Genomic DNA, 26,031 nt, shown 5'->3' with positions numbered 1-26,031 from the left:
CACTTTGGCGATCAGTCGGCTAAACGAGGTGTTCATGGAGTTCATCCTGGTGGGTCTCCAGCCACACACAGGCCCGCCGGATGCGCTCCCCCGCCCCGCCGGCCCACATCCGGGCCCACCCGCCGTTCCCGCCCTGCGCCTCGGCCTTGGCCCGCATCGCGTGGTAGGAGCGGTCGAAGCGGAGCCGGGCGAGATCCAGCAGGCGCCGGCGATCACGGGGCTCCAGGCCGTACGCGTCACAGAACAGGCGTAGCCGGGGACCGATGTCGAGACGACGCTGGAGCGGCTCCAGATCGAGGGGATCGGCGATCGGCGCCCAGTGCCGCAGCGTGGTCACCACGTCGAACAGCCGGGTCGTCGGCCGGGCCATGTCGAAGTCGATCAGCGCGGCGGGAAGCCCGTCGCGGAAGATCACGTTGTCGAGGTTGACGTCGCAGTGCCCGACCAGCCGCGGCGCCGCGTCGTCGTTGGACCCCGCCTCCCAGACCGCCTCCCGCGGCGGGACGAACCCCTCGGCCGCGTCGTGAAAAGCGCGCAGCAGCCGCGCCAGCCCGGCCAGAGACTCCTCGGTGAGCGCGAACGAAGGTAAAGGCCTGGCCGCGGACTCCCCCTCGACATAGCTCAGGATCTCCCTGCCCCGCTCGTCCACCCCCAGCGCCCGGGGAGCCCCCTCGAACCCAGAACGCTCCAGATGACGCAGGAGCGCGTGCACCGAAGCCGTGGAGGCCCTGCAGGGCCGCCGGACGGTGTCCCCGACCCGCACCACCCCGTCGGTGACATCACCGCCCAGAAGGGGAATCTCCTCTTGGGCCGTCGCGACGAACATGGCATACGAGCCTAGACCGCCCCGTCTCCTCAGGAGAACGATTCGGACAGACCGATCTTCACACGCCGGGACAGCCGGAAGCCGTTCTCACCGATCGGCCGTCGCCGAGCCGGTCGGCCGTTCGCGCCCCTGCCCGGTCGCCGACCGCGCTTCGCGCCCTGATCTGGACGGTCCGGCCTGGCACGCCTTCGAGACGTACCACCACGCGAGCGAGCAGGTCACGAATCTCGATCTGCCCGGTCTTCAACTCGGCGATCTCGTCGCGCATGACCGCGGTGTTCTTCTCGATGTTGCCGACGGATCGTCCGAGCACACCGAGACGACTTTTGATCTCGGTACTGTCGGTCTCAACGGTGTCGACGCGCTCTTCGAGGTACGGCATGCCGACCAGCACAGATTTGGTGTCCGGCCCGGCAAGGGTGCGAATCGTGGAGTCCCGAGCGAGGATCATCACTTCGATGCGCGGGGCCATCCACCCCGAAGCAGGCGCATAACCAGGCAAAGCCTGCCCTCGAGCCTCCTTTGGGCGCACCCTTGGACCTCCCGGCCCCGCTCGCCCACACCCGGCATCCGCGACGTTCCCTACAGGATCCGGAGGATTCACGGGGTGATCCTCACGACACAGCCAGGAAACCGATACATGAGCACTCCCCGGATCATGCACAATTAAGCGGGAGCACCCTTAGCTCAGCTGGATAGAGCACCGGACTTCTAATCCGACGGTCGCAGGTTCGAATCCTGCAGGGTGCGCTGCCAAGACCAGGTCATCTAGCCACTGACCTGGTCTTTTGCTTGCCTGCGACCCGCCCTTCTCGTGCAACCGCAGGCGACCGAAAGCAGCCGTACGCCCCGCGCCGTCGTCCCCGCGCCGCGCTGCGGCCTGGGCCGGTCACGGCGCGGGCGCCGCGCGGGGCATCGCCGCACGCCCGTCACGCCGCAACCCAACAAACGCGTCGACCACCGCCACGCCGCCGCATGACTACAGACACCCACTCCGAACTCAATCGTCAACAATGGTTGACACCAACACGCTGGTCAACCTAAGTTGACGCCATGGGAAGGAATGGGAAACCCGAAAACAACGATGTACCGACGCCGGTAATGATCGATGTAGGCGATCATGCGCTATGCGCCCAGGTCCGCGGGAAAGGCCCCACCGTGGTTCTCGAGTGCGGCGGATCAGGCCAGGGCGTGGGAACCTGGGGAGAGGAATTGGAACTTGCGTTGGCCGAGCGTGTCACTGTAGTGACCTACGATCGGGCCGGTGTCGGCCGCTCCGGCGGATCGCAGGCCCGTACCGTCACCGAGATGGCCGAAGACCTGCGTCGGCTTCTTCGCGCCCTGCACCTTGAACTGCCGATGGTATTCGTGGGCTGGTCTTACGGTGGGCTCGTCACCCAGCTTTATGCCGCCCGCTATCCCAGTGATGTGGCGGGGCTGGTCTTCGTGGATCCGACCGCCAGCGGAACACCGCCGGGCTCGGCGCTCGTACGCGACCTCTCCTTCCTCCTAGCCCCACGGCTGCTCCGCCTGCGTGCGATGTTCGGCGGCACCAATGCGCGGTCGCTGCGCGAACTGGCCGACACCCTGGCCGGGATGCAGAATGCCATGAACGAGGTCGCACAGGCGCGTCAGGAGAGCGGGTTGCCGCCTGTGCCCATCCGTGTGATCACGGCAGGCAAGCGGCCGCGCATGCCCAAAGCGCATCTGGAGCATCTGAACGCCGACCATCGCGCTCTGGCGAGTCAGTCCCCGCATGGGCAAGTAATGATCGCCGAGCGGGCCGGTCATCAGATTCCGTTCGAGCAACCCGAGATCATTATTCAGGCGGTCGACGAGGTGTTGGGGCTGCCGCCGACATCACAGGAAGGCATGAACGAGTGAGCCGCTGGATTTTCCGACGCGGCCCCTTACTTCCCAATGAGGTTGTCAAGCGGCGACGGGGGCGTTTGCCGGCGGCTGATAGCGCCGTCGATCACGTATAAGAGCCCACAGGACGTTGACGCGTCGGCGGGCCAGAGCCAGGATCGCTTGAGAGTGGGTTTTGCCCTCGGCTCGTTTGCGGTCGTAAAACCTCCGCGACTCCGGTGAGACACGCAAGCTGGAGAAGGCCGCCAGATAGAGGGCGCGTTGCAGTCGGCGATGGTAGCGCTGCGGTCGGTGCAGATTACCGCTGACGCGTCCAGAATCGCGCGGGACAGGAGCCAGACCAGCGAAGCCGGCGAGCCGATCGGCGGAGCCGAAGGCACCCATATCGCCGTGGGTGGCAGCGAGGAACTCGGCACCGACCTGGGGGCCCATGCCGGGCAGGCTGCTAATGAACATAGCCAGTTCATGATCGGCAAAGCACGTCTGGATACGGTGGTCGATCTCCTCGATCCTGGCGTTGAGAGCCATCACCTCCTCGGCCAAGGCAGCCACGATGTCCGCGGTGACCTGCTCCCCGGCCACAGTCGTGTGCTGGCGGCCGGCGGCCTCGACCGCGGCTTGGGCCAACGCGGCGGCGCTACGGACCTTGCGGGCCCTCAGCCAGGCTTCCACACCCCCACGTCCCGACCGGCGGATCGCCGCCGGGCTCTGATATCCCGACAACAGCACCAAAGGCCCCTTGTTGGACAGCTCAAGGACGCGCTCCAGAGCGGGAAAGATCCCACTCAGCAGACCCCGTAGCCGGTTGATCGCCCGGGTACGATCCGCCACCAGATCAGCTCGGCGGGCAACGAGCAGTTTCAGTTCGGTGGTGATCTCATTCCCGCGCCGGATCGGATGCAGGTCATAGCGCATACGCGCCTGGTCGGCGATGACCAGGGCATCGCGCGCGTCGGTCTTCCCCTGGCCTCGATAGCCGGCTGCGGCCCGGTTCACGGTGCGGCCGGGGATGTACAACACCTGCTGCTCGTGATCGAACAACACCGCCAGGACAAGCATGGCCCCGCCGTCGACGATGTCGATACACCAGGTGACCTCCTGGCTCAGGGCCAGTACGTCAGCCAGCAGCGTCAGCAGCTCGGGCTCGTCGTTGAGCACTCGCCGAGACAGCAGTTTGGTGCCCTCGGCATCCATGACCACACAGTGGTGATGGGTCTTGCCCGCGTCGATTCCCGCCCAGATCCGGCTCATCATGCTCCCGCACGTCGTCGTTGCATGGGATCCCGCAGACGACCTCGCCGACGTTGTCCTACTCAGCGATCAGCGCACAGTTCCCAATCAGCGGTCGAGTCGTCGCGGGATACGGGGCGGCCAAGTAAGGGAAGCCATCGAGGGCCACGATCGCCTAAGCCACACCCCGTACCCCTGCGGGTAAGCCAACCCTACGAACGGCTCGCATCACCCGCACCAACAACGTAGGACGATCGCCATGCGGTGGTCGGCCGCCGTAGATGGCCGGGGGCGATCGACGGTCCAAGGCTTCGTTCCTAATGACGGTGCGGGCGCGTTCCCCAGCCGGGATGGCGGATGCCTTCTTCGTTCCGGGGTCTTTGAGTCCTTCTTGCTGAGACCGGCGCTGTTTCCCAAATGGCCGGACGGAGCGTGCCCGCACTGGCAGATCGTGGTTTGAGCCCGCCCGTGCGGGCCGTACCCCTTCTGTGCGTTGGTGAGCTCGCGGTGGGAGCCGTTACCGTCGGGTCGAGTGCGCTGAGCCCGGCGTCGGCAGGGGCCAACGGCTGTGACTACACCTTCGGTCAGAACTCGTTTTCCGCCCGATGCGCGACGATCGGCCCTGCCTACGAGTTCCGCGCGTGGGTCCAGTGCAGCAACGGCCGCAGGGACGGCGGATGGGTGACGACCAACAGCGGTCAGTGGAGCATGGCGAGCTGCGGACCAACGTGGATCAACCGCCTGAGCTACGGCGTGGACGTGCGTCCGCTCTCCTGACACGGGTATGGCGGCACCGCCGGGGCGTGGCCGGCGGTGCCGTCGGCGAAGAGCTCCTATCACGATGAGGTGTGACAGGAACTCTTCGCCGTCCATGGGCGCCGACTACCCGGGTGAAGGTTCTCAGCGCACCGGCACAAAAAGAGAACCGCCACGAGGAACAGGTTGTGCTCGAAGGCGACCATGCCGGCCGTCGGCCGGTAGGTGATCAGACGCTGACGACGGTGCGGGTCACTCCAGGGTGAAGGTGGCACCGGCGCGGAAGGTCGCCGAGCCGTCGTCGCGCTCCACCCACATCTGGAGGTCGCGATGGCGCAGGTAGTAGCCGGGGAAGTTGACGGACTCCAGCGACACCGCCGAACCGTCGGCCAGGCCGGTCCTGCGGGTGAAGGTGGCGTCGGCGCGAAAGATCGCCGAGCCGTCGTTGCGCTCCACCCACGCCTGGTGGTTACGGTGCCGCAGGTAGTAGCCGGGGAAATTGGTGGACTCCAGCGACACCGTCGTCCCACCGTTCAGCCCGGGGACGATCCTGAACTGGGAGTCGGCCAGTGGTGCGACGTTGGCGTCGATCCGGGCCCGATACTCCCAGTGCCGAACGAAACGGTCGGGCTGGTCGTAGGACCTCAGCCGCACCGGCGAGATCCCGTCGGGTACCGGGATGCCGAAGTCGGGGGTGCCGTCGGCCTTCCAGTACACCTTCTGGAGCCTGGTACGCCGGTTGGGATCGTTGAGCGGGTCGCCGGAGATGTCCCGGTAGTTGCGGTCGTGATAGACGAGGATGTCGCTCTGCCCGTCCTCGGAGACGGTGAAGGAATTGTGCCCCGGCCCGTACTGACCGGTCGCGGCGTTGGTGGCGAACACCGGATTCTGGCTCTTGGTCCAGGAGGAGGCGTTGAGCGGGTCGGCCGAGGCCGAGGCGGTCAGCATGCCGAGGCAGTAGTTGGCGTCGGTGGCGCTGGCGGAGTAGGTGAGGAAGATCCGGCCGTTGCGCTGGATCACCGACGGCCCTTCGGCGACCTTGTATCCGCGCGTCTCCCAGGCCAGGGTCGGCACGGTCAACCGGGTCGTCGGCCCGGTGATGGTCCACGGGTTGGTTCCCATCCGGGCGATGTACAGGTTCGAGTTGGTGGCGATGCCGGGTTCCTGCTGCGCCCAGGTCAGATACCGGACGCCGCCCGCGACGAACGTCGAGGCGTCCAGCGCGAAGGTGTCCCAGGGGGTGACGATCCGGCCGCGTTCGGTCCAGCTGCCGGTCAGAGGGTTGGCGGCACTGCTCTCCAGGACGTACATCCGGATCCGCCAGACGTCGTCGGCACGGCCGGCGGCGAAGTAGACGTACCACTTGCCGTTGATGAAGTGGATCTCCGGTGCCCAGATGTGGGCCCCCATCTCACCGCTCGTGTGCTTGCGCCAGATCACCGTCTCCGGCGCGGTGGACAGGCCCTGCAGGGTGGTGGCCCGGCGCAGCACGATGCGGTCGTACTCGGGAACGGTGGCGGTGAAGTAGTAGTAGCCGTCGGTGTGCCGGAAGATGTGGGGATCGGCTCGTTGCGCGACCAGGGGGTTGGTGTACTGGACGGCCGGTGCGGCATGGGCGGCGGGGGCGGTCAGCAGGGTGGCGATCAGGCTCAGCACGACCATGACGGCCGTCACCGCCGACCGCGACGAGCGGCACAGGAGCTTTCGGCTGCCCGCTCGCCGGATCGTCACGGTCTCGACCGCCGCGCGGGGGGTGATGCGCAGCATGCTCGTATCTCCCAACAAATGTTAACGCTAACAAGAAATGGATGACGAGCCGCGAAAGTCACGAGGGGATTTCGCGGAGGTTTCCGCCCAAAGCGTTAACGCAAACATTGCTGCCGTCAAGAGCGACCGTCAATTCCCCACCGCCCCTGGCGCCTGATCGTTCCTCTGGCCCGGACGTTACCCGGGCACAGTGGGTCCGGCAGGCATTTCGGCGCGGCACGAGCCGCTCACTCGAACGCGGTAGGGCCGCCGGTTTCTGAGTATTCGTACCGGGACCGGTCAGGTAGCCGTACCGAGATCTCGGTGGTGATTCCCGGGCAGAGTCAAAGTCATGAGATCAGTTCGCGGTGTGTTCCGCTCCGCCTCCCGGTACAGGCGGGGAACCCTCGCCCTTGTCGTCAGCGGCCTGTACGTTCTGCTCGTCGTCGTCGGGCTCGTCATCGTCGCGGTCGGCATGAGCGGGCCGGACGAGCAGGGCCTGTCGGCGGTCACGCTGATCCTGGTGACCCTGCCGCTCTCGTGGCTGGTGATGGTGATCCCCGGGGAGGTCCTTCCCGCCGGCGCGCACCTGATCCTGCTCACCGCCGCCGGGCTGGTCCAGGCCTGGTTGCTGTGGTTCCTGCTGCGCGGACCCCGGAGAGAGGCGTCCCCGCCCGAGGAGAGATGACGGGCGCCGGCTCGGAAGGCTCCGGGCCGGCTCACCACGTTCGCGATCCCGGTGCGGGTCGGGTCCGGGTCCGGCGAGGGATCGCCGATGGCGTTGTTCGTCGCGGCGGCGCGCCGGGTCGCTCCGCTCCGGATGTCACAGGACTCGCGACGCCGCCCGACTCACCAGCGGTGAAACGCCCGCTTGGGGGTAGGGTGCGCAATCATGAAGGCCACCTCCGGGGCGAGCCGGTGGACCAGCGGGTTCGTCGGAGCATGGACCGCGGTACGGAACCGGTGCGGTTGGTTCGACCATCTTGTCCGGGCGGCCGTCCACTACGACCGCACCGACGCGGGCCGCCTGTCCGCGGGAATGACCTACTACGCGTTCTACGCCACCTTCGCGCTCGCACTGCTGTCCTTCGTGATCATGGGCCATGTGCTGGACACACCGGCCGCGCTCGGTCAGGTGGAGGACTACCTGAGCGACACGTTCCCGCGACTGGACGTGCAGGCACTGCGCGACGCGCGGGACACGGCGGGGCTGATCGCCTTCTTCGGCCTTCCGCTGACCGGCGTGTTCTGGATCGACTCGATGCGCTCCTCCATCCGGGCGGTCTGGGGCCTGGAGCAGTATCCGGGCGGTTTCTTCCTGCGGTGGCTGCTCGACCTGGCCGTGATGGTCGCGCTCGGGCTGCTGCTCTCGATCTCGCTCACCCTCTCCTTCGGCACCCAGAGCGCGCTCATCTGGCTGGCCGAGCATACGATCGGGGTCGAGGCGCTACCGGCGCGCTGGGCCCTGTCCACGACCACCTTCGTGCTCGGCATCTGCGTGAACTTCCTGCTCTCGACGGCGTTGATGACGCTGCCCCCTCGGCTGCGCCTGTCGCCACGGCGGGTCGTCGGACCGGCCCTCGTCATCACCATCGGCCTGGAGCTGCTGAAGACGATCGGACAGGTCTATTTCAACATCAGTTCAGCGAATCCCGCGTACAAGGTGGTCGCGGGCGCGGTGGGCATGTTGCTCTTCCTGAAGCTGGTGAACGTGCTCATCCTGTTCGCCGCCTCGCACGCCGCGACCAGCCGCCACGGCACGGTCCTCGACCTGGCCACCCGGCGGCCCGTCGGCGAGCCTCGCACCGAGGTCGTCACCGCACCGGCGATCCCCGAGATCAGGACGGGGCCGTCGGCACAGGCGGACCCTGAGGAGGAGGCGCAGAGGGACGACGAGGCGGCGGTCTCGGGAACGGCCCCGGAGGCGGAACCGCGGGTGCGGACACGGCCGAGACCCGTGCCGCGCAGGTACGACTTCAGAACGCGACGGGCGCGCTCCTCGGCGAGGGGCAGCCGAGATTTTCCTGAGGACCGTCGAGCCCAGACGGCCGCCCCTCACCCGCCGACACCTCCGGTGAGACAGTGGGAAGGCTCCGGCCCCGAACCCCCTGTCGCGTCAGGAGAGCGAGGCCGGCACCGCCCGTAGCGGGGATCCGACGCGCGCGGCCGCGGTGCCGAGCCCGGAGAGGACGAGAGGGCGTGTCGTCGCGGGCGGGTGGCGCAGCTCGGCCTCGTCGTAGCGGCGGGTCTTCATGTGCCACAGCAGCACACCCGCCATCCAGTCCTGCAGCTCCCGCACGTATCCGTCGAGGGTCTTCCTCGCCTCCCCGTCGAGGTCGAAGTCGTCGAAGAGGGCGGGGAGCTCGGTGGCGACGATGTGCTCGAACTGCCGCATCCTCGACGTCATCAGGTCGTTGACGATGTCGGCCGCCTTCGGCGGATCGCAGTTCAGGAAGTCCTGGACGACGAGCACGCAGTTGTGCAGCTCGCCTTCGAACTGGATCTCCTTCTGGTACGAGCAGAGGTCGTTGACCAGGCAGGCGTAGTCGGCGGCCGAGTCGTCCAGCCCGCGCATCGTCCGGGTGCGGTAGATCTCGGGCGGCACCGCCTGGCCGTGGGCCAGGCGCGACAGGCTCATCGTGAGGTCGGAGCCGAAGGTCCTGCGGCGCATCTCGATGTAGTCGACCGGGTCGGGGACCCGGTTCTGGATGTGGTTGGCCAGCTCCCACAGCCAGCTCTCCGTCATGTCCTGGACGGCCCGGCGAAACTTGGCGCGCGCGCTCTCCGTCATGGAGGCCGCCGTACGGAACCACAGGTCGGCGAGGCCGCGCTCGATCGGGTTGACCGGCGGCGGGGTGGCCGAGAGGTCGAGCGGCATGAACGCCGACAGCCGCTCGTTGAACACCTTCGCACCCGCCATGTCGCGGCGGGACCCGAACACGAGCGGGAAGTAGTCGTCGGCGTAGGTTCCCCAGGTGAGCCAGAAGGTCGAGATGTCCAGCTCGGGGCCGGGGGCGTCCGGATTGATGGCTCCCGCGCAGATGGCGAAGTCGTAGGTGTCGAGCTTGTGCTCGGTCCAGACCGCCAGGCCGGGAAAGCCGGGCAGCTGCTCGAACATCCCCATCTCGCGCGCCCATTCCACCGTGTTGCGGCGGGCGCTGTCGAGGTTGGGATTCATCCGGGCCGTGTACGGCATGTAGATCTCGGGCAGCGGCAGCGGCCCCACCTTCCTGAGCGGGACGTGGGTGTGGCTTCTCGGGCCCCCCGGGCCCGTGATGCCGGGCGCCAGCCGGATGCGCGCCGCCGAGACGCCCAGGCCCGTGGGCCCGCCGAGGAGGGCCGGGGCCACCGGGTCGGCCCGCGAGGCCCCGTTCATGTAGCGGCTGGAGCGCATGTGCCACTCGTGGCCGCCCGACTGCCAGTCCTGGAGTCCCTTGACGTAGGCGAGGACGTCGAGGCGGGACTTCAGGTCCAGGCCGTGCTCCTCGAAGAGCGGGGGCAGCTCGGTGAGCGCGGTGTTCTCGAACTGGTGCAGCCGGGAGGTGATCAGGTCGTTGACCGCGTCGGCGGCCCGCTGGGTGTCGTAGCCCAGGAATCGCTCGAAGACCAGGACGCCGTTGCTGAGCTCGCCCTCGTCGCCGACCTCCCGCTCGTAGGAGAAGAGGTCGTTGCGCAGGTGCACCCCGTCGGAGAAGGTGTCTCGCAGCACGCGCATCGGCCTGCTCGCGGCGATGACGGCCGGGACCTCGGCGCCCGCGGCGTGCTCGACCAGGTTCGCCGACCAGGGGGCGCCGCCGACCTTGCGTCGCATCTCGATGTATTCGATCGGGTTGGCGACGCGTCCCGCGTTGATGTTGGCGAGCTCCCACAGGGACTCGTCGAGCAGGTTCTTCGTGCTCTCGACGAAGCGTGTCCGCCAGTCGGCGGACATCGCCGGGATCGTCCGGGCCCACAGGTCGGCCAGGCCGCGCTCCACCGGGTTCTCCGGCTCGGGAGGCGGCCCCGTGGGATGCACCGGCATGAAGGCCGTCAGCCTGTCGAGGTATTCCTTCGCCCCCGTCAGGTCGCCACTGCGCTTGAAGGTCTCCAGGAAGTGGTCGTCGAAGAAGAAGACCCACACGTACCAGTCGGTGATGAGGTCGAGCTCGGCGGCGGGGGCGTCGGGGTGGGTGTAGGCGCACAGCAGGCCGTAGTCCATGGCGTCGAGCTTGCGCTCGTCCCAGATGCCCAGGTCGGGGTCGAGGATGCCCATGTCGTACGCCCAGGCCCTGGTGTGCTCTCGCGCGGTCTCCACGTGGGGGTTCAGCCTGGCCGGATACGGCAGATAGAAGTCAGGAAGCTCGAAGGGTTGCATGTTCTGTCCTTCCGTATCCGATATCGACGCGTCCGGGAGCGCCCTGGGCATCAGGGGGCATGACGAGTCGACGAGGCGGCTCCCTCACCTGGGAGCCACGACAGGCAGAACGCTACGCAACGACCACGGAGAGTGAAAGGGATTACCCCGAATAGGCCATGGCACGATCAGGACATCCGGCGCCCGCCGACCGGTGCTCCTCGCGACCCGGGCGCGACACGGCGGTCGCGAGGTCGCGGAGCCGGTCGGCGAACGCGAGCGCCTGCTCCGGTGTCATGCGGGGCTCGACGCCGACGTAGAAGACCACGATGTCCCCGCTCGGGGAGGTCGTGGCGGCGAAAGGAAGGGAGGGGGTGATAACCATGATGGAGCCATCCTTCCCTGCCCCACCGACAATTCGCAGGTCCTTTTACACCCGCCCGAGATGTGAACGCGCGTCCCGAAGGGGTGCGTCCCGGCGCACGGTGAGGCATCATCACGGTAGGCGTCGACGGGTTTGAGGCAGGCATGGAAGGAAGCCAGGCGCTACGCCGGCATCGCACCAACCTGGAGCTGGAGTGGGCACGCTGGGTCCAGGGCGGGCGTCCGCATGACCGCGAGCGGCTCAGGAAGGAGATCGTCGACTCCTGGGGCCGGTCCATCGCGACGGTGAGGCCCGAGCAGGACAGCGCCCCCGAGGAGGGCGAAGCCCTGCAGCGGTGGAGAGCCTCGCCGTTGCGCGAGCCCCTGGCCACGGTCGCCGACGAGCTGCGCGGGATCGCCGAGGACGGCGGTTTCATCGCGGCGGTCACCGACGAGACGGGCACCATCATGTGGACCTGCGGCGGCCGGGTCATGCGGCGGCGGGCCGAGGCGGTGAACTTCGCCCCGGGAGGTCGCTGGGACGAACAGGCCATGGGCACCAACGCCCTCTCCCTCGCGCTGCGCACCGGCCGCCCGACCCAGGTGTTCTCGGCCGAACACCTGGTGCGTGCCCTGCACGGGTGGGTCTGTTACTGCGCCCCGATCCGGTCCCCCGGCGGCCGGGTTCTCGGTGTGCTCGACCTGTCGAGCACCTGGGAGCGCTCGCATCCCCTCGCCATGCCCGCGTTGCACACCCTGGTCGGCGCCATCGAGAGCCGGCTGGCCGAACGGATGAGCCCTTCGTCCGCGAGCGGACCCTCCGTTCAGAGCTTCTTCGCCGGAGGTACCGACAAGAAGAGCGGCCTGCGGCTGCGCGCCCTCGGCGGTGCCGAGCTGACCCGTGACGGCGTTCCCCTGAAGCTGCCCCCTCGCCAGCTGGAGATCCTCACCCTGCTCGCGCTCTCGGGACCGCAGGGGCCCGGGATGTCCCCCGAGCGGCTGATGGACGAGCTGTACGGCGAGCGGCACGTCGCCGCGACCACCCTCAAGGCGGAGGTCTCCCATCTGCGGCGGGCGCTCTCCGGCGCGCTGGCCACCCGGCGCTACGAGCTGACCGCGCCCCTGGACTGCGACGCCGCCGAGGTGCTCGCCGCACTGGGCGCCGGGCGGGTGGAGACGGCGGCGCGGCTCTACGGCGGTCCGCTGCTGCCGTGGTCGGACGCGCCGGGGGTCAGGACCTGGCGCGAGCACATCGAGGTCGCGCTGCGTGAGGCGGTGCTGCGCTGGCCCGGCCCGGGTCCGGTGTTCCGCTTCGGCGAGCTGCACCCGTACGACCTGGAGATACACGAGCGGACCCTCGCGGTCCTCGGGGTCGATGACCCGCGCAGGGCCGTGGCGCTCGCCCGTCACCGCACGGCGCGGAGCGACTGACCTCGCCCCTCCCCCGGCATCGGCCGGACGCCAACCTTTCACCAACCTCGGCCCTCCATCGTTGGCTCTGTTACAGCCATGTGAAGGAAGGCGGAGTCATGGTCTACACACCACCCGGTTCCGAAGGAAGCATCGTCACCTACGCCGCCCGGTACGACAACTTCATCGGCGGCGAGTGGGTGCCCCCGGTGAACGGGGAGTACTTCGACAACCCGAGCCCGGTCACCGGGAAGACCTTCACCAGCGTGGCCCGCTCCACCGCGGCCGACGTCGACCTGGCGCTGGACGCCGCCCACCGCGCGGCCGACTCCTGGGGCCGGACCTCGCCCGCCGAACGGTCGAACATCCTCAACCGGATCGCCGACCGTATCGAGGAGAACCTGGAGCGGCTCGCCGTCGCCGAGACCTGGGAGAACGGCAAGCCGGTGCGCGAGACGCTCGCCGCGGACCTGCCGCTCGCCGTCGACCATTTCCGCTACTTCGCCGGGGTGATCCGCGCCCAGGAGGGCGGGATCAGCCAGCTGGACGAGGACACCGTCGCCTACCACTTCCACGAGCCGCTGGGCGTGGTGGCTCAGATCATCCCGTGGAACTTCCCCATCCTGATGGCGGTGTGGAAGCTCGCCCCCGCCCTGGCCGCGGGCAACTGCGTCGTCCTCAAGCCCGCCGAGCAGACTCCCGCCAGCATCCTGCTGGTGATGGAGCTCATCGCCGATCTGCTCCCGCCCGGTGTGATCAACGTCGTCAACGGGTTCGGCGCGGAGGCGGGCCGGCCTCTCGCCTCCAGCCCGCGCGTGGCGAAGGTGGCCTTCACCGGCGAGACCACGACCGGGCGGCTGATCATGCAGTACGCCTCGGAGAACATCATCCCGGTGACGCTGGAGCTCGGCGGTAAGAGCCCGAACATCTTCCTTCCCGACGTCACGGCCTCCGACGACGACTTCCTGGACAAGGCCGTCGAGGGTTTCGTGATGTTCGCCCTGAACCAGGGCGAGGTGTGCACCTGTCCCTCGCGGGCCCTGATCCACGCGTCCATCTACGACGAGTTCATGAGCAGGGCGCTCGACCGTACCAGGGCGATCGTCGGCGGCGACCCGCTGGACCCGGCCACCATGATCGGCGCGCAGGCGAGCAACGACCAGTACGAGAAGATCCTGTCCTACATCGACATCGGGCTGAAGGAGGGGGCCGAGCTGCTCACCGGCGGCGGCCCGCGCACGGTTCCCGGTCTGGACGGCGGCTACTACATCGAGCCGACGGTCTTCAAGGGAAGTAACGACATGCGCGTCTTCCAGGAGGAGATCTTCGGGCCGGTCGTCTCGGTGACGACCTTCGACTCGGAGGACGAGGCCCTGAAGATCGCCAACGACACCCTGTACGGCCTGGGCGCCGGGGTGTGGACCCGCGACGTGAACGCCGCCTACCGGTTCGGCCGGGCGATCAAGGCCGGGCGGGTGTGGACCAACTGCTACCACGCCTATCCCGCGCACGCCGCGTTCGGCGGTTACAAGCAGTCGGGCATCGGCCGCGAGAACCACAGGGCGATGCTGGACCACTACCAGCAGACGAAGAACATGCTGGTCAGCTACTCGCCCAAGAGACTGGGCTTCTTCTGATGCCGACCGGCCCCACCGGTGAGCCGCATCCGCTCCGAGTGGAGCGGGTGCGGCTCAGCCCCGCGGCCGAGGAACTGCTGACCGTGCTCCACCGGCGACACGGCCCGTTGATGTTCCACCAGTCGGGCGGTTGCTGCGACGGCAGCTCGCCCATGTGCTATCCCCGGGGCGAGTTCCGGGTCGGCGGCGTGGACCTGCTGCTCGGCGTGCTGGCCCTGGACACCCCGTTCTGGATCAGCGCCTCCCAGTACGCCTACTGGCAGCACACCCATCTCACGGTGGACGTGGTTCCCGGCCGTGGCAGCGGATTCTCCCTGGAGGCGCCCGAGGGGGTGCGCTTCCTCATCCGCTCCCGGCTGTTCACCGACGAGGAGGCCGAGCGGATTCTGGCGGAGCCTCCCCCACCGAGCGGCGCCGACCGTGATACGGGGACATACAACATCAAATAGGGTCACAGCGGGAGTACGATGCACGGAAATGAAGTGTCGGCGGTGATCGCCTGACACCGGGCGAAGCGTGAGCGGAGGTCGCCCATGGACCGGCGGAACTCCGCACAGAGCCCGCAGGCCGTCGCCGACGCGTTCGACCAGGGGCGGCTCACCCAGGCCAGGCAGCTGGCGGGGATGACGAAGAAGGATCTCGCCGAGCGGATCGGGGTCACCCCCGCGGCGGTGGGACAGTACGAGACGGGCATGAGCCGCCCCCGGCCCGACCTCGTTCCCCGCCTGGCCGACGCCCTCGGCGTGCCGCCGGCGTTCTTCCTGCTGGGCCGCCCGCACGGCAGGCTGGACGGTTCCATCGCGCACTTCGGGAGCCCGCGCTCCACCCGCGCGTACCAGCGGGCCAAGGCCGCGGCCTTCGTCGAGCAGGTCTGGGAGCTGGCCCACGCGCTGGAGAGTCAGGTCGGGCTGCCCCCCGTCGTCCTTCCCGGTCTCTCCGGCGGCGAGGTCCACTCCGGCGTGGAGCCGCCCGGCGACCCCGCCCGGGCCGCCCGCGCGCTACGGCGGCTCTGGGAGCTGGGTACCGGCCCGCTGTCGCACCTCGTCCGGCACATGGAGGCCCACGGGATCGTCGTGGTCTTCCTCCCCCCCGACGAGGACGACGAGGACACCGTCACGGTGGACGCCTTCTCCACCTCCCGGCTGCCCCGCCCGATCGTGGTGCTGACCGCCAACCGGTGCGACGACGTTCACCGCCACCGGTTCACCGCCGCCCACGAGCTCGGCCACCTGGTGCTGCACGGCGACACGGCCTCGGGAGACGTCCGGCAGGAGCGGGAGGCCGACGTCTTCGCCGCCGAGTTCCTCACCCCGCGCGACAGCATCCTGCCGGAGCTGCCGGACCGCCTCGACCTGCGCGGGCTGGTCGAGCTCAAGCGCACCTGGGGCGTGCCGGTCGACTCCCTGCTGCATCGCTGCCGCGAGGCCGGCCTGATCTCCGATTCCGCGGCGAGCCGCGCCCACCGGCGGCTCAAGACGTTGCGCGACCAGCCGGGCTTCGCCGCCGAGCCGATCGGCGGTCATCCCGACGAGCAGCCCGTGCTGCTGCACCGGGCCTTCGAGCTCGCCGTCTCGCAGACCGTCCTGACCACGGAACTGCTCGCCGCCCAGCTGGCCTGGCCCGTCTCACGGGTGCGCGAACTGCTCGACCTGCCCGACCTGCCCGACCGTCGCCCGCCGGCGCTGCGTCCGGTGCCCTGACCGCTCCTTCGCGGCACCGGCCGCCGATCGCGCCGTGCGGTGACGCTCGTCGCGACCGCTTCGCGGAGCCTCCCCCCGTGACCACCCCGCGTCGCCCGCCATCCGCTCACTCGCCCTCGACACGCTCCCTGATCCACTCCAGGCCGTCCTGCCAGGAGGCGAAGGCCTGGAGATAGCGGCCGTCGCGGGCGTGGAAGGCGTGGTATCGGAAATCTCCGTCGCTGCCCGTGCGAATCAAGTCGTAAATATCGCCCTTTGAGCGATACCAGACACATTCACCGTCGGCGGGACGCGAGGATGATGCGTAGGCGAACTCACGCGTGATGGACATGGGACGGATGCTACGGACCGGCGAATCAGCAGGCAATGCCGCGTCTATTTCATTCAGGGATAAAGTTCGCCCCCGCCGATAATTCGGCTGGAAACGCCTACGCGGGATCACCCACCGCCGGCGGCGGGCGCGGGACGGCCACCGCCGGCGGGCGCGGTGAGCTGGTCGATCAGCATCGCCAGCCGCCGCTCGTGGTGGGCGGCCGGGAGACGTCCGCTGCGGGTGAGGGTGACGAGTCCGTGCACGGACCCCCAGGCGATCTCGGCGAGGACTCCGGTGTCGCGGTCGTCGGCGAAGGCGGCGATCGCCTCACGGAATTCGGCGAAGGCGGCCTGGAGCGGGGCCGGCGTGTCGGGACGGCCGAAGGGCAGGTCGACGGCGAGGGTGAGCATGGCGTCGTACAGCGACGGGTTCAGCCGGGCGAAGTCGGCGTAGGCGTGGATCAGGGCGGAGAGGGCCTCGCGCGGATCCTCCGCCCTCAGTCGGGCCTTCACCAGCTCCGCGGTGAGCTCGGCGAAACCCTCCAGCGCGACGGCCGCCACGATGGCGTCCTTGCCCGCGAAGTGGCTGTAGAGGACCGGCTGGCTGTATTCGATACGTTCGGCGAGACGGCGCGTCGTGACCGCCTCCCACCCCTCGGCCTCGGCCAGCTCGCGGGCGACCGTCACGATCAGCCGACGGCGCCGCGCCCGCTCGCGCTCACGGCGCTCCTGTGTGGACATCACGCTGATGCTAGCACCGCTATTAAGTCGCCCCTTGTTATTAATAACGCCGCTCGCACATCTAGCACCGCTATGGCAAGCGGCGGCCCGGCCCGCACCGGGCGCTCACCCGGTGCGGAGCAGGGGGGCAGATGTCACCCGGCGGGCGGTGTGGAGGTCGGGGTCACCCGGTGGTCGGTCAGGTGCAGCTCTCCTCCGAGCGTCACGCGCAACTCGTCCAGGACCTTCCTGGCGCCGAGTACGGTCCACAGTTCTCCGACGAGGTGGGGGTTGTACTCCGGCGCCTGGTCCATCCACTGGTCCTTGCCGGACTGGGTGACGAAGGTGCTGATGAAGAACTGACCGACGGAGGTCTTGCAGGCTCCCGTCCGGATGTCGACCGCGTCGACCTGGATCCTGGGCTTGCAGTCGACCTTCTTCGCGAGCTGCTCGACGGTCGGAGGCGGGCCCGCGGGGACTGCGGGGACGGCGTTTCCGGCCGCGGCGGGGGCGCTCGCGGGCTGGTCCGCGCTGCAGGCGAGGGAGAAGGACAGGGTGAGGATCACCGTGGCGACCACCCGGAGGTTCCTGGCGACACCGGTCCGGCGCGAATGTGTCAACATCCTTCAGATACGCTCACCGGCCCCGGCGGGTTCACCGTTCGCGGGCATCGCCGATCGGGAGCGCGGTCACCGTGTCTCGCGTCGAGGGCGCCCGAACGGAATCGAGGGTCCCGTGAGGGACCCGGGGACCGGAAAGGACGTCGTGCCCCCGCTCCGCTCCCGGTGTCCCACGGCCCCGCCAAGTTTCCGCGCTCCGGGATTTCACACTCTTCCGAGGTTCCCGTCCGCGCTCCGGAGAGGAACGCGGACGGGAGACGAGACTTCTACGGGACCCGCCCGACGGCCCCCACGGTGACGGCGCCGGCTCCCGGCGGGATGACGACGTCGCCGGCGTCGGGCCTCCAGTCGTAGACGGGCACCAGGCCGGGTTCGAGCACCTCCAGCCCGTCGAACAGGCCGCGGATCTGGGTGAGGGTGCGGGGGAAGATGCCGCCCGCCGTGGTCGTCCCGTAGACGCCGCGGCCCTGCCGGACCTGTTCCTCGGTGAGGTCGCCGGAGGTGACATGGGAGATCACCAGGTGGCTGCCGGAGACCAGCCGCTTCCCGAAGGAGGCGGCGATGTCGGCGACCTCCTTGTCCTCGGCGACGAAGTGCAGGATGGACACCATGAGGACGGCGACCGGCTGGTCGAAGTCGATGCGCTCGCGAACCTCCGGATGGTCGAGGATCGCCCCCGGCTCCCGCAGGTCACCGGGGATCACCACGGTCTGCGTGTTGTCGGCGAGAAGTGCGCGGGCGTGGACGAGCACGATGGGGTCGTTGTCGACGTAGACGACCTGGGAGTCCGGCGCCTCGCGCAGGACGACCTGGTGCACGTTCTCCTGGGTCGGCAGTCCCGTACCGATGTCGATGAACTGGCGGATTCCCGAGGCGGCGAGATGCCGCACGGTACGCCCGAGGAAGGCGCGGTTGGAGCGCGCCACGTCCTTGACGTTGGGGACGAGTTCAACGATCTTCTCGGCGGCGATCCGGTCGGAGGCGAAGTTGTCCTTGCCTCCCAGGTAGTAGTCGTACATACGAGCCACACTCGGGACCGTAGGGTCGATTCCCGGCGGAGCCTGCTCGTGTTCAGTCATGTCCTCGCCTTCACCATCTCTTTCTCGAATGGTAGACGAGTGATCGACGCCTTCAGATCATGAACCGACATTTCGTCTGATGACCGAATGTGGTTTCCCCAGGTCAGCGGACCTCACCGGTCCCGTGAAACCACGCCGAACCGCATCAGACCGAGAGTTCCTCGCGGAGGTCGCGCAGGAACCGCTTGCTCTCGGAGACGGAGTACGCCTGGATGCACAGACGGTCCATGACCTGCATGTAGTGGTCGGTCTCTTCGAGCTTGTCCACGTAGAGGGCGCTGGTGAGCTGCTCCATGTAGACCACGTCGGGCAGGTCCCGCTCGGGGAAGCGCAGGATGGAGAACGGACCGCCGGCCGCGGCGTGGCCGCCCCGCTCGAACGGCATGATCTGCAGCCTGACATTGGGCAGCTCGACCACGTCGAGCAGGTGATCGAGCTGGGCGCGCAGCACGTGGGGGCCGCCGATGGGCCGCCGCAGCACTGCCTCGTCCATCACGGCCCAGAGCGTCGGGGCGTCCGGCCTGGTCAGGCGCTTCTGGCGGGCCATCCGCAGCGAGACGCGGCGGTCGACCTCGTCGGTGGAGGCGGCGCCGTGCACGAGCATGATGACGGCCCGCGCGTATTCGGGACTCTGCAGGAGGCCCGGGACGAACTGCACCTCGTAGGTCCGGACGATCGAGGCGGCCTCTTCGAGCCCGACGTAGACCTCGAACCAGTTGGGCAGCAGATCTCCGTACTTGTGCCACCAGCCGGGGGCGTTGGCCTGGCGGGCCAGCGTGAGCAGCGGGGCCCTGTCCTCGGGGTCGGTCACCCCGTACATCGTCAGCAGGTCCGCGACGTCGCGTTCCTTGAAGCCGACCCTCCCGAGCTCCAGCCGACTGATCTTGGCGTGGGAGGCACGGATGGCGTAACCGGCCTGCTCGCGGGTGATGTCCTTGGCGACACGCAGCCTCCGCAGCTGGGCGCCGAGCAGAATCCGCAGGATCGTGGGACCGCCACCACCCGCGTACGCGAGAACGCCACCCTGCTCACCGCTGTCTTTCGCGGTCTGTCCGGCCATGCGGGCTCCCTGTCGCGCCTTCCTACGGTGCCACAGTTTCACACATACAGCGTGTTTCGCACAGCTCCGCCGGACACGCACTTGCGTTTGCACTTGCATCTGCGACTGCAGATAGCTACAAATCTACCTTTGTGGGCGAATGTCGATGAATTCATCACCCCTAGGGAATCGCCGGTAAAGTCGCTCGGCCCTACAGCCCGCGGCGAGGTCACCCGAGTCCTCGTACGCGTCGTCGCGGAGGGTTCCCCGGTTCGCGGCGGTACGGCGCGACAGCATGCCGCGCACGATGTCGCACAACTCGCTCGTCTCCCTCGGCGACAGCACCCGGCTGAGACGGCGCTCGACCACTCCCCCGCTCAACGGCGTCGGCGCCCTGGTCACGTCGAGGTACCCGGACAGGTACGCGATCCTGAACAGCTTCTCCTGCGAGGGCGACACGGCGGTGGGGGCGGACACCCTGACCGGCCCCGTCGCGCCCTGCCCGTCGCGGGACATCTCCGGCCCGGGAAGCAGCAGGTGCGCGGCGGCCCGCTGCAGGGCGAGCCCGTACGCGCGCATGGACCCGTCGGGCGAGAAGGCGACGATCGAACGTCCGACGGCCTCCGCGGAGTCCGGTGACAGGTCGGCGATGCCGGTCTCCGCACCGAGGCAGGTGTAGACACGCACGACCCGCTCCCCCACGTACCCCGGCTGGACGTGCTGGGAGAGCGTGACGGTCACCGTGGACCCGTCGGGGTTGCGCAGCTCGGCGATGTCGGCCGTGTGGGTGACGTACGTGGTGGAATGCTCGCGCTCGCACCACGAGGGGCACGAAGCCTCCGAGCGGAGGCGAGGAGTCCCGGCCGGGACTCCTCGCCAGGCCGTGATGTCGTCCATCCCAGTCCTTCCGGCGTGGAGATCCGCGTCATCGACGACGCGAGGACACGACGGCGGATCGCGCCCGGACCCGAGCCGGACCAGGCGACGGGTCCCGGCTCGCGCCGTCGATTTCGAGGTCGCTTTCACCGGCAGGTACGCAGCACCGGCATGGCCGGTTCATCGGGAAAGGGCCGACAGGGGGGCGAAATCCGAGGCCCGGAACCGCTCGACGGTCTTAACCTGCCTTTAGGGTTGCCGCAGCGTGCCGCTAACGACGACCCCGGCAAGCTTTGGGACATGCGAAACACGACGAAACTCACCATCGCCGCCGCCGGACTCCTCGCCGTCGTCACCGGAGGTAGCGCAGTAGCCTTCGCCGGAACCGCGACGCCCACTCCGGCCCCCAGCGGTACGGCGACGACTCCCGCGCCGGTCAACGAGACGCCGGGGACCGGCACCGCTCCCGCGACCCCCGCGCCCGGAGAGGCGGAGGCCAAGGTCGACCGGGACGCGGCCATCAAGATCGCCCAGGACAAGGTTCCCGGCGCCAAGCTCGTCAAGACCGAGTTCGACGGCGACGAGACTCCCACCAAGTGGGAGATCGAGTTCCATGAGGGTGACGTCGAGCACGAGTTCGACGTCGACGCCACCACCGGCGCGATCCTGGAGCACGAGCAGGAGACCGAGACCGCCGCGGAACGGGCCGCCGACGCCGCCGATGACGCCAACGACATCGACGACGATGACGATGACGACCAGGACGACGACTGACGGAAAGACGAACAGCGAAGTGGAGGGAGGCCGGGTCATCGAGGCGGAACGCCGGTGATCCGGCCCCGCCGCATCCGGTGGACGAGCACGGCGAGGATCGTGACCCCCGCGACCCCCGCGAGCGCCGTCACCGCGTACCCGGGCCGCCACCAGGTTCCCCGCTCCACGACCGCGACGGTGGTCGTCTCTCCTGGCGAGCCTCCGGCGGGTGCCGCCGCCGGGGTGGCGACGGGCGTGGGAGTGGCGGACCTGTACGGGAGAAAGCCGGGAGTGCCGTCACCGAGGGGAATCCTCGGCGGGCGAATCGCCCCCCAGTGATCCTCCTCCGGCGGCTGCTGGCCGGTGATCGCCGGCCTGAGGTCCGGGGGAACCGGGGCGACCTCCAACCGTCCCGGCACGGCCAGGGTGCCGATCCGGTAGGACGGGAACCAGCCCTGGATCGCGGTCACCTCCCAGGTGCCCTTGGGCAGGGAGACCGCGGTGGCGTAGTGGGCGGGCTCCTTCAGCGCCACGCCGGGGAACCGGAGCGTCTTCTTCCCGTCGGTGAACTCCAGCGCGACCTCACCCAGGTCGTCACCCTCGTACGGATGGGTGCCGTGCTGGAGCAGCCAGAAGCCGAGGGTGTACGTCGTGTCCGGGCTCGTCACCGGGACCGGGTCCATCACGGTGAGCGCCCAGCCTCCCGCCCGCGCCGGGGCGCCCAGGGCCAGCAGGGGGACGATGAGCGCCAGAAGTAAAAGAATTCTTCTCATGCGGGAGATACACCGGTCGAGTCGATCAGGTTCCGCCACCGCGCGATGCGTCTCCCGGTCACCGGGCCGCTATGGCCCGGAGCGTGAGGTCAAGGCCGTGGAGTCAAGGCCGAAAGCAGGGGTATGGACAGCGAATGAGTCTTCAGGAAGAACTGCGGCAGGTCGACGAGGACCTGGAGAGACTGCGTGCCGAGGTCGCGGAGCTGCGTGGGCAGGTGGGAGAGATCGGCCCCACCGACGCCGTCGAACGGGCAATGTTGATCAATCAGGCCGACGAGCAGGAGATCCTGATCGGCGAGCTCGAAGCCAGGCGCGACGACCTTCTCAAACGCCTGGGCGAGGACGACGAGCGAAACCCCTCGAAAACGCGCGGCACGACGTAGCGGGACGGGCTTCACCCGCTGGAAGCAGCCCCACCTGCGGTTCGCCACATTCGGTTATCCGCCATCTCACTGGGTAACCATAAGGACGAACCATCATCAGGGGGATGAAATGATCAATATGCTTCACAAGATGGGCGTGAAGTCCAACATGATGTACGCCGCCGCGATCGCCTCGGTCGGCGCGTCGATCGCGGCGTGGTTCACGTCGAACGTGCAGGAGAGGGCGGGGGTCGAGCGGGCGGACCACTGGGGGATCTTCATCGGCGAGTGGGCACCGACCTTCTTCGCGATGGGGATCGCGCTGCGCATGGAGGAGACCCGCGAGGAGATGCGGTCCTCCTTGGGGCAGGAGTCGCTCGGCGAGCCGTACTCCGAGCGCAGGACGCCCTCCCGCGCGGGTGTGTAGCACCGTCACCGGAGGATCGAAGGTGGGGCGCGTCAGGGGACGTGTCCCGCCTTCGCTCGTCACGGGGTGACCAGGGCCGGATGTCTCGGGTCGTCGACGCGGACGACCACGTCGGCGAGCTCCGCCGGGGCGGCCTCCTCCTCGTAGCGCGCGTAGGCGGGCAGGGTCCAGTGCAGTTCCTCCGGGGTGCGCCGGGCGAGCGCGCCCGGCGAGAGCCTCAGGTGCACGGTCAGCTCGAACGGCAGTCCTCGGCCCAGCAGCAGGGGTCCGGCCAGCAGCAGCACACCGCCCGGGGGGACCGTGACGTACGGCGCGCGGGTGGCCCTGTCGACGGCGCTGTCCCACAGCGTGGGCAGCACCTTTCCCGATCGGCCCGGGTCGAGTGGTCCCAACACCTCTCTGACCAGCCCTCCGTAGTCGAACCAGTCGGTGTAGAAGGAGTCCGGGTCGGTCCGGCCGTACTCGAAACGCAGCGAGGCCGGGCGCAGGAAGTCGGCGGTGGAGACGCGGAGCACCTCCCTGCCGCGCAGCCGGAGCGGGCCCGCCAGCGCGTCGGCGAGTTCCTCCGGCCGCGTCGCGGGAGCCCCGTCGAGCGCGACGCGCACCCAGGAGTCGCGGGGCTCCGCGGCCACCCGGTCGGCGAGTTCCTCCACCAGCGAGGAAGGGGAGATAGGCCGTATGTCCACCCCACCATCCTGGCCGACGCGCGCCGCCTCCGGCGGGGACCGGTCAACCATCACGGTCGGGTCAAGGTCGGACGTGATGCCGATCAAATATCGGTCTGTCCGGGTTGTCCGACCGCTACGGGCGGTAACGATCCATATGGATCGACGGCTCGGCCGTGACCGGGCGTCGGCCTCCAGGTCGCGTCACGTCCGCGTCGGCGCGATCCGGTAGTTGGCGTGATCTTCACGTCTTTCCGCAACCGAGATCACGGCACGTTACGCACGGAGACAGCGATGTCAGGAGGACTTCAGTGATCAAGCGCGGTAAGCCGACCAAGAACGGCCAGGTCAAGCTGACTTTCACCATAGTGGAGAGCCCGACCCGCGGAGGGGTCTCGCTGGTCGGTGACTTCAACGGCTGGGACCCCTACGCCCATCCCATGCGGCGCAGGGACGACGGCACCTATCAGGTGAGCCTGATGGTTCCCGCCTATCAGCCCATCCGCTTCCGCTATCTCGCGGAGGGCGGCGTGTGGTTCGACGACGCGGACGCCGACCACCATGACGAGCACGGCGGCCGGATCAACCCCGCCGACGTCCAGGAGGCTCCTGAGAGCCCAGGCGCGGCGCGCACCGCGGTCGGCAAGCCGATGCCGATACGGCAGACGCTCTCGGCCGGGCAGCCGGTCACGGCCTCGGTGGCCTCCTCCTAGCACCTCGGTGACCGTTCGCAGGAGCGGGATTCCCCGGACGGAACCGTTCCACCGGCTCCGCGATCATCGTTGCGGCTCGTGCCTTCCCCGTCCCGGCCCATTCCGGCGGGGACGCGGAGGGTGCGGGCCGTCAGGTCTCGCGCCGGGGGCCGTTCACCGCGAGGGCGAGCATCGCGCCGTACACCACGTGGCCCGCGGCCATCACCGCCCGACGTCCCGGCTGATCCTCGTCGATCGGCGGCAGGACCTCCAGTTTCGGCACCCAGCCCTGGTAGCTGACCAACCAGATGGCCAGCCCGTAGGCCACCCCGAGCGTCACCGGGGCACGGCGTCCCCCGCAGAACAGGGCGAACGCGGCCCCGCCCGTGGCGCCGAAGCCGAAGTGGGCGATCGCGCCCAGTGCTCTCTCCCCCGACTTGGGCCGGTGCCTGTGGCCCGGCAGGAGGCCGCGGACGATCCTCTTGGGAGGCTGATCCCTCATAAGCCCCGCGCGTTCCCCGGCGAGCATCACGGCGCTCATCGCCGCCGTGGCCAGAACGCCGCTCCCCGCGCCCCTGACGAGATCACGAATCACGATCCTTACCCCTGCCTTTCCGGTGAAAGTCCTCGAAACGCCGGTGGGATTCCTCGAAACGAAGATCCTCGAACGGCGGCCGGTCCCCTCACGGATGCCCGCCGAGCGCGCCGAGGGTCTCCCTGGCGAGTTGCAGTTCCTCTCTCGGCCTGACCACCAGTACGGGCACGGACGCGCCGGACGCGCTGACCGTCCCGTCGGTGTCGAGGTCACCGCGGGCGGGCGGCTCGACGCCGAGCAGGGAGAGCCTTCCGCAGACGGCCTCGCGGACCTCCGGCTGGTCCCAGCCGATCTCCCCGGTGAACACGAGCGCGTCGAGCCGGTCCAGGCTCGTCGCGGCGGCGGCGATCTCCCGGCTCACCCGATGCGCGAACACCTCCAGGGCCAGCGCGGCGGCCGGATCCCCTGAGGCGACCAGTTCCCGGGTGTCTCCCGACTTCCCGTCGGAGAGGCCGAGCAGGCCCGAGTGGTGTTCCAGTCCTTCACGCAGTTCGTCGAGCGTGAGCCGGGAGTCCGACAGCAGCCACAGCAGCATGCCGGGATCGACGCTCCCGGACCGTTTGCTCATCGGGACCCCCTCCAGCGGGGTGAATCCCATCGAGGTGTCCACGCTGCGGCCGTCGCGGACGGCGCACACCGAGGAGCCTCCGCCGAGGTGGGTCAGCACGACCTGGAGGGTGCCCGCGGGCCGGTCGAGCATCTCCGCGGCCCTTTCCAGCGTCCAGGCGTACGACAGGCCGTGAAAGCCGTAGCGGCGCAGGCCGTAGCGGCTCCTCCACTCCGCGGGCAGCGCGTAGGTGGCGGCGCTGTCGGGAAGTTCGGCGTGGAAGGCGGTGTCGGGGCAGAGCACGTGCGGGATGTCGGGCAGCCTGTTCCGGGCGGCCTCGACGAGCGCGAGCGCGGGCGGTACGTGCAGCGGGGCGAGATCGGCGTACTCCCCCACCGCTCGCAGTACGCCGTCGTCGACGACCGTCGGCTTCCGAACCGCCTCGCCTCCGTGGACGAGGCGGTGGCCGACAGCGGCGAGGCCGGTGCCGGGGGCGACGTCGAGGAAGTCCGTGATCACCCGCTCGGCCGCGCCGGGATCGAGGCTCTGCTCGCTGTGCTCGGTGCGCAGGACCTGACCGTCCCGGACGAGGTGGAGTTGCAGGCTCGACGATCCCGCGTTGACGGTGAGCACCGCCGGATCAGTGGTTCCCATCTTCCTCACGTGCCCGAGGGCGGATGGGACAAACGGCGACCCGCGGC

The 26,031-nt window shown here is 68.9% G+C and carries 28 protein-coding genes and 1 tRNA gene; 13 read left to right on the top strand and 16 right to left on the bottom strand.

The window, feature by feature from the left end:
* Positions 1–19: 19 nt before the first annotated feature.
* Both ACFY3D_RS28155 and ACFY3D_RS28150 read right to left on the bottom strand, forming a co-directional pair.
* Complete coding sequence (locus ACFY3D_RS28155; protein ID WP_389984620.1) at positions 20–826, bottom strand: phosphotransferase; 807 nt, start codon at positions 824–826, stop codon at positions 20–22.
* A gap of 58 nt (positions 827–884) precedes the next feature.
* Positions 885–1,358, bottom strand: a complete 474-nt coding sequence (locus tag ACFY3D_RS28150; protein WP_389984617.1) for a hypothetical protein — start codon at positions 1,356–1,358, stop codon at positions 885–887.
* A gap of 144 nt (positions 1,359–1,502) precedes the next feature.
* Here ACFY3D_RS28150 and ACFY3D_RS28145 point away from each other — a divergent pair.
* Both ACFY3D_RS28145 and ACFY3D_RS28140 read left to right on the top strand, forming a co-directional pair.
* Positions 1,503–1,576: transfer RNA gene (locus ACFY3D_RS28145), tRNA-Arg, on the top strand.
* 351 nt (positions 1,577–1,927) lie between these two features.
* A complete protein-coding gene (locus tag ACFY3D_RS28140) occupies positions 1,928–2,710 on the top strand; it encodes an alpha/beta fold hydrolase (protein ID WP_389984614.1) in 783 nt (260 codons plus the stop codon).
* Between the two features lie 45 nt (positions 2,711–2,755).
* Here ACFY3D_RS28140 and ACFY3D_RS28135 read toward each other — a convergent pair whose 3' ends face one another.
* Positions 2,756–3,949, bottom strand: coding sequence for an IS110 family transposase (locus tag ACFY3D_RS28135; RefSeq protein WP_389984611.1), 1,194 nt, complete (start codon positions 3,947–3,949; stop codon positions 2,756–2,758).
* A gap of 483 nt (positions 3,950–4,432) precedes the next feature.
* Here ACFY3D_RS28135 and ACFY3D_RS28130 point away from each other — a divergent pair, with 483 nt between their 5' ends.
* Positions 4,433–4,702 (top strand): hypothetical protein, encoded by a 270-nt coding sequence (locus ACFY3D_RS28130; RefSeq protein ID WP_389984608.1) that lies wholly within the window; start codon positions 4,433–4,435, stop codon positions 4,700–4,702.
* A gap of 231 nt (positions 4,703–4,933) precedes the next feature.
* Here ACFY3D_RS28130 and ACFY3D_RS28125 read toward each other — a convergent pair whose 3' ends face one another.
* Positions 4,934–6,448, bottom strand: a complete 1,515-nt coding sequence (locus tag ACFY3D_RS28125) for a family 43 glycosylhydrolase (protein WP_389984605.1) — start codon at positions 6,446–6,448, stop codon at positions 4,934–4,936.
* A 331-nt stretch (positions 6,449–6,779) separates the two neighbouring features.
* Here ACFY3D_RS28125 and ACFY3D_RS28120 point away from each other — a divergent pair, with 331 nt between their 5' ends.
* Both ACFY3D_RS28120 and ACFY3D_RS28115 read left to right on the top strand, forming a co-directional pair.
* Positions 6,780–7,115, top strand: a complete 336-nt coding sequence (locus ACFY3D_RS28120) for an SCO4225 family membrane protein (protein WP_389984602.1) — start codon at positions 6,780–6,782, stop codon at positions 7,113–7,115.
* Between the two features lie 204 nt (positions 7,116–7,319).
* Positions 7,320–8,573, top strand: coding sequence for a YihY/virulence factor BrkB family protein (locus ACFY3D_RS28115; protein ID WP_389984599.1), 1,254 nt, complete (start codon positions 7,320–7,322; stop codon positions 8,571–8,573).
* Here ACFY3D_RS28115 and ACFY3D_RS28110 read toward each other — a convergent pair.
* Positions 8,544–10,781: a family 2 encapsulin nanocompartment cargo protein terpene cyclase gene (locus ACFY3D_RS28110; protein ID WP_389984596.1), complete on the bottom strand. Its 2,238-nt coding sequence runs from the start codon at positions 10,779–10,781 to the stop codon at positions 8,544–8,546. The two genes, ACFY3D_RS28115 and ACFY3D_RS28110, sit on opposite strands and share 30 nt — an antisense overlap.
* 142 nt (positions 10,782–10,923) lie before the next feature.
* Positions 10,924–11,145 (bottom strand): hypothetical protein, encoded by a 222-nt coding sequence (locus ACFY3D_RS28105; RefSeq protein ID WP_350945322.1) that lies wholly within the window; start codon positions 11,143–11,145, stop codon positions 10,924–10,926.
* Between the two features lie 143 nt (positions 11,146–11,288).
* On the opposite strand from ACFY3D_RS28105, the gene ACFY3D_RS28100 reads away from it, so the two are divergent.
* The 4 genes from ACFY3D_RS28100 (at position 11,289) to ACFY3D_RS28085 (ending at position 15,870) form a co-directional block, all read left to right on the top strand.
* Positions 11,289–12,554 carry a GAF domain-containing protein gene (locus ACFY3D_RS28100; RefSeq protein ID WP_389984593.1) on the top strand — a complete coding sequence of 422 codons (1,266 nt, stop codon included), beginning with the start codon at positions 11,289–11,291 and terminating at the stop codon, positions 12,552–12,554.
* A gap of 98 nt (positions 12,555–12,652) precedes the next feature.
* Entirely contained in the window at positions 12,653–14,170 is a 1,518-nt protein-coding gene (locus tag ACFY3D_RS28095) for an aldehyde dehydrogenase family protein (RefSeq protein ID WP_389984590.1), read from the top strand.
* Positions 14,170–14,619 (top strand): DUF779 domain-containing protein, encoded by a 450-nt coding sequence (locus ACFY3D_RS28090; RefSeq protein ID WP_350945317.1) that lies wholly within the window; start codon positions 14,170–14,172, stop codon positions 14,617–14,619. Before ACFY3D_RS28095 ends, ACFY3D_RS28090 begins: the two co-directional genes overlap by 1 nt.
* An 84-nt stretch (positions 14,620–14,703) precedes the next feature.
* On the top strand, positions 14,704–15,870 hold the full coding sequence (locus ACFY3D_RS28085; RefSeq protein WP_389984585.1) for a helix-turn-helix domain-containing protein: 1,167 nt from the start codon (positions 14,704–14,706) through the stop codon (positions 15,868–15,870).
* Positions 15,871–15,976: 106 nt separating this feature from the next.
* Here the strand turns inward: ACFY3D_RS28085 and ACFY3D_RS28080 are convergent, their stop codons facing one another.
* The 6 genes from ACFY3D_RS28080 to ACFY3D_RS28055 form a co-directional block, all read right to left on the bottom strand.
* Complete coding sequence (locus ACFY3D_RS28080) at positions 15,977–16,201, bottom strand: hypothetical protein (protein ID WP_350945315.1); 225 nt, start codon at positions 16,199–16,201, stop codon at positions 15,977–15,979.
* Positions 16,202–16,308: 107 nt separating this feature from the next.
* Positions 16,309–16,923: a TetR/AcrR family transcriptional regulator gene (locus ACFY3D_RS28075; RefSeq protein WP_389984582.1), complete on the bottom strand. Its 615-nt coding sequence runs from the start codon at positions 16,921–16,923 to the stop codon at positions 16,309–16,311.
* A 134-nt stretch (positions 16,924–17,057) separates the two neighbouring features.
* Positions 17,058–17,525: a hypothetical protein gene (locus ACFY3D_RS28070; RefSeq protein WP_362899863.1), complete on the bottom strand. Its 468-nt coding sequence runs from the start codon at positions 17,523–17,525 to the stop codon at positions 17,058–17,060.
* A 263-nt stretch (positions 17,526–17,788) separates the two neighbouring features.
* Complete coding sequence (locus tag ACFY3D_RS28065) at positions 17,789–18,601, bottom strand: SAM-dependent methyltransferase (protein ID WP_362899861.1); 813 nt, start codon at positions 18,599–18,601, stop codon at positions 17,789–17,791.
* A 145-nt stretch (positions 18,602–18,746) separates the two neighbouring features.
* Positions 18,747–19,661, bottom strand: a complete 915-nt coding sequence (locus ACFY3D_RS28060) for a helix-turn-helix transcriptional regulator (protein ID WP_350945311.1) — start codon at positions 19,659–19,661, stop codon at positions 18,747–18,749.
* 123 nt (positions 19,662–19,784) lie between these two features.
* Positions 19,785–20,537, bottom strand: a complete 753-nt coding sequence (locus ACFY3D_RS28055; RefSeq protein WP_389984578.1) for a DUF6907 domain-containing protein — start codon at positions 20,535–20,537, stop codon at positions 19,785–19,787.
* A gap of 279 nt (positions 20,538–20,816) precedes the next feature.
* Between ACFY3D_RS28055 and ACFY3D_RS28050 the strand changes: the two genes are divergently transcribed.
* On the top strand, positions 20,817–21,290 hold the full coding sequence (locus tag ACFY3D_RS28050; RefSeq protein ID WP_389984575.1) for a PepSY domain-containing protein: 474 nt from the start codon (positions 20,817–20,819) through the stop codon (positions 21,288–21,290).
* A gap of 35 nt (positions 21,291–21,325) precedes the next feature.
* Here the strand turns inward: ACFY3D_RS28050 and ACFY3D_RS28045 are convergent, their stop codons facing one another.
* Positions 21,326–22,042, bottom strand: coding sequence for a hypothetical protein (locus tag ACFY3D_RS28045; RefSeq protein ID WP_389984572.1), 717 nt, complete (start codon positions 22,040–22,042; stop codon positions 21,326–21,328).
* A 134-nt stretch (positions 22,043–22,176) separates the two neighbouring features.
* Between ACFY3D_RS28045 and ACFY3D_RS28040 the strand changes: the two genes are divergently transcribed.
* A complete protein-coding gene (locus ACFY3D_RS28040; protein ID WP_389984569.1) occupies positions 22,177–22,425 on the top strand; it encodes a hypothetical protein in 249 nt (82 codons plus the stop codon).
* A 109-nt stretch (positions 22,426–22,534) separates the two neighbouring features.
* Positions 22,535–22,831, top strand: a complete 297-nt coding sequence (locus ACFY3D_RS28035; RefSeq protein WP_389984565.1) for a hypothetical protein — start codon at positions 22,535–22,537, stop codon at positions 22,829–22,831.
* A gap of 59 nt (positions 22,832–22,890) precedes the next feature.
* Here ACFY3D_RS28035 and ACFY3D_RS28030 read toward each other — a convergent pair whose 3' ends face one another.
* Positions 22,891–23,517, bottom strand: coding sequence for a uridine kinase (locus ACFY3D_RS28030; RefSeq protein ID WP_389984561.1), 627 nt, complete (start codon positions 23,515–23,517; stop codon positions 22,891–22,893).
* 290 nt (positions 23,518–23,807) lie between these two features.
* Between ACFY3D_RS28030 and ACFY3D_RS28025 the strand changes: the two genes are divergently transcribed.
* The gene (locus ACFY3D_RS28025; protein WP_389984558.1) at positions 23,808–24,209 is read left to right on the top strand and encodes an isoamylase early set domain-containing protein; all 402 of its coding nucleotides are present in this window, start codon (positions 23,808–23,810) and stop codon (positions 24,207–24,209) included.
* Between the two features lie 130 nt (positions 24,210–24,339).
* Here ACFY3D_RS28025 and ACFY3D_RS28020 read toward each other — a convergent pair whose 3' ends face one another.
* Together ACFY3D_RS28020 and ACFY3D_RS28015 are read right to left on the bottom strand one after the other, a co-directional pair.
* Positions 24,340–24,783, bottom strand: coding sequence for a DUF6789 family protein (locus ACFY3D_RS28020; protein ID WP_389984555.1), 444 nt, complete (start codon positions 24,781–24,783; stop codon positions 24,340–24,342).
* Positions 24,784–24,871: 88 nt separating this feature from the next.
* Entirely contained in the window at positions 24,872–25,984 is a 1,113-nt protein-coding gene (locus ACFY3D_RS28015; protein WP_389984552.1) for an acetate/propionate family kinase, read from the bottom strand.
* Between the last annotated feature and the right edge of the window lie 47 nt (positions 25,985–26,031).

Origin of the sequence: Streptosporangium sp. NPDC000509 (genome assembly GCF_042898365.1) — a bacterium.
Taxonomy (GTDB): domain Bacteria; phylum Actinomycetota; class Actinomycetes; order Streptosporangiales; family Streptosporangiaceae; genus Streptosporangium.
The sequence above is the reverse complement of the archived record's forward strand: the minus strand, read 5'-3'. Positions and strand labels throughout refer to the sequence as shown.

Excerpts from the sequence above, each read along its gene's own strand:
- ACFY3D_RS28110 (WP_389984596.1), bottom strand. The coding sequence starts at position 10,781 with ATGCAACCCTTCGAGCTTCCTGACTTCTATCTGCCGTATCCGGCCAGG.
- ACFY3D_RS28135 (WP_389984611.1), bottom strand. The coding sequence starts at position 3,949 with ATGATGAGCCGGATCTGGGCGGGAATCGACGCGGGCAAGACCCATCAC.
- ACFY3D_RS28095 (WP_389984590.1), top strand. The coding sequence starts at position 12,653 with ATGGTCTACACACCACCCGGTTCCGAAGGAAGCATCGTCACCTACGCC.
- ACFY3D_RS28105 (WP_350945322.1), bottom strand. The coding sequence starts at position 11,145 with ATGGTTATCACCCCCTCCCTTCCTTTCGCCGCCACGACCTCCCCGAGC.
- ACFY3D_RS28120 (WP_389984602.1), top strand. The coding sequence starts at position 6,780 with ATGAGATCAGTTCGCGGTGTGTTCCGCTCCGCCTCCCGGTACAGGCGG.
- ACFY3D_RS28040 (WP_389984569.1), top strand. The coding sequence starts at position 22,177 with ATGAGTCTTCAGGAAGAACTGCGGCAGGTCGACGAGGACCTGGAGAGA.
- ACFY3D_RS28055 (WP_389984578.1), bottom strand. The coding sequence starts at position 20,537 with ATGGACGACATCACGGCCTGGCGAGGAGTCCCGGCCGGGACTCCTCGC.
- ACFY3D_RS28065 (WP_362899861.1), bottom strand. The coding sequence starts at position 18,601 with ATGACTGAACACGAGCAGGCTCCGCCGGGAATCGACCCTACGGTCCCG.
- ACFY3D_RS28050 (WP_389984575.1), top strand. The coding sequence starts at position 20,817 with ATGCGAAACACGACGAAACTCACCATCGCCGCCGCCGGACTCCTCGCC.
- ACFY3D_RS28085 (WP_389984585.1), top strand. The coding sequence starts at position 14,704 with ATGGACCGGCGGAACTCCGCACAGAGCCCGCAGGCCGTCGCCGACGCG.
- ACFY3D_RS28070 (WP_362899863.1), bottom strand. The coding sequence starts at position 17,525 with ATGTTGACACATTCGCGCCGGACCGGTGTCGCCAGGAACCTCCGGGTG.
- ACFY3D_RS28035 (WP_389984565.1), top strand. The coding sequence starts at position 22,535 with ATGATCAATATGCTTCACAAGATGGGCGTGAAGTCCAACATGATGTAC.
- ACFY3D_RS28155 (WP_389984620.1), bottom strand. The coding sequence starts at position 826 with ATGTTCGTCGCGACGGCCCAAGAGGAGATTCCCCTTCTGGGCGGTGAT.
- ACFY3D_RS28045 (WP_389984572.1), bottom strand. The coding sequence starts at position 22,042 with ATGAGAAGAATTCTTTTACTTCTGGCGCTCATCGTCCCCCTGCTGGCC.
- ACFY3D_RS28100 (WP_389984593.1), top strand. The coding sequence starts at position 11,289 with ATGGAAGGAAGCCAGGCGCTACGCCGGCATCGCACCAACCTGGAGCTG.
- ACFY3D_RS28140 (WP_389984614.1), top strand. The coding sequence starts at position 1,928 with ATGATCGATGTAGGCGATCATGCGCTATGCGCCCAGGTCCGCGGGAAA.
- ACFY3D_RS28015 (WP_389984552.1), bottom strand. The coding sequence starts at position 25,984 with ATGGGAACCACTGATCCGGCGGTGCTCACCGTCAACGCGGGATCGTCG.
- ACFY3D_RS28080 (WP_350945315.1), bottom strand. The coding sequence starts at position 16,201 with ATGTCCATCACGCGTGAGTTCGCCTACGCATCATCCTCGCGTCCCGCC.
- ACFY3D_RS28075 (WP_389984582.1), bottom strand. The coding sequence starts at position 16,923 with ATGTCCACACAGGAGCGCCGTGAGCGCGAGCGGGCGCGGCGCCGTCGG.
- ACFY3D_RS28115 (WP_389984599.1), top strand. The coding sequence starts at position 7,320 with ATGAAGGCCACCTCCGGGGCGAGCCGGTGGACCAGCGGGTTCGTCGGA.
- ACFY3D_RS28090 (WP_350945317.1), top strand. The coding sequence starts at position 14,170 with ATGCCGACCGGCCCCACCGGTGAGCCGCATCCGCTCCGAGTGGAGCGG.
- ACFY3D_RS28125 (WP_389984605.1), bottom strand. The coding sequence starts at position 6,448 with ATGCTGCGCATCACCCCCCGCGCGGCGGTCGAGACCGTGACGATCCGG.
- ACFY3D_RS28060 (WP_350945311.1), bottom strand. The coding sequence starts at position 19,661 with ATGGCCGGACAGACCGCGAAAGACAGCGGTGAGCAGGGTGGCGTTCTC.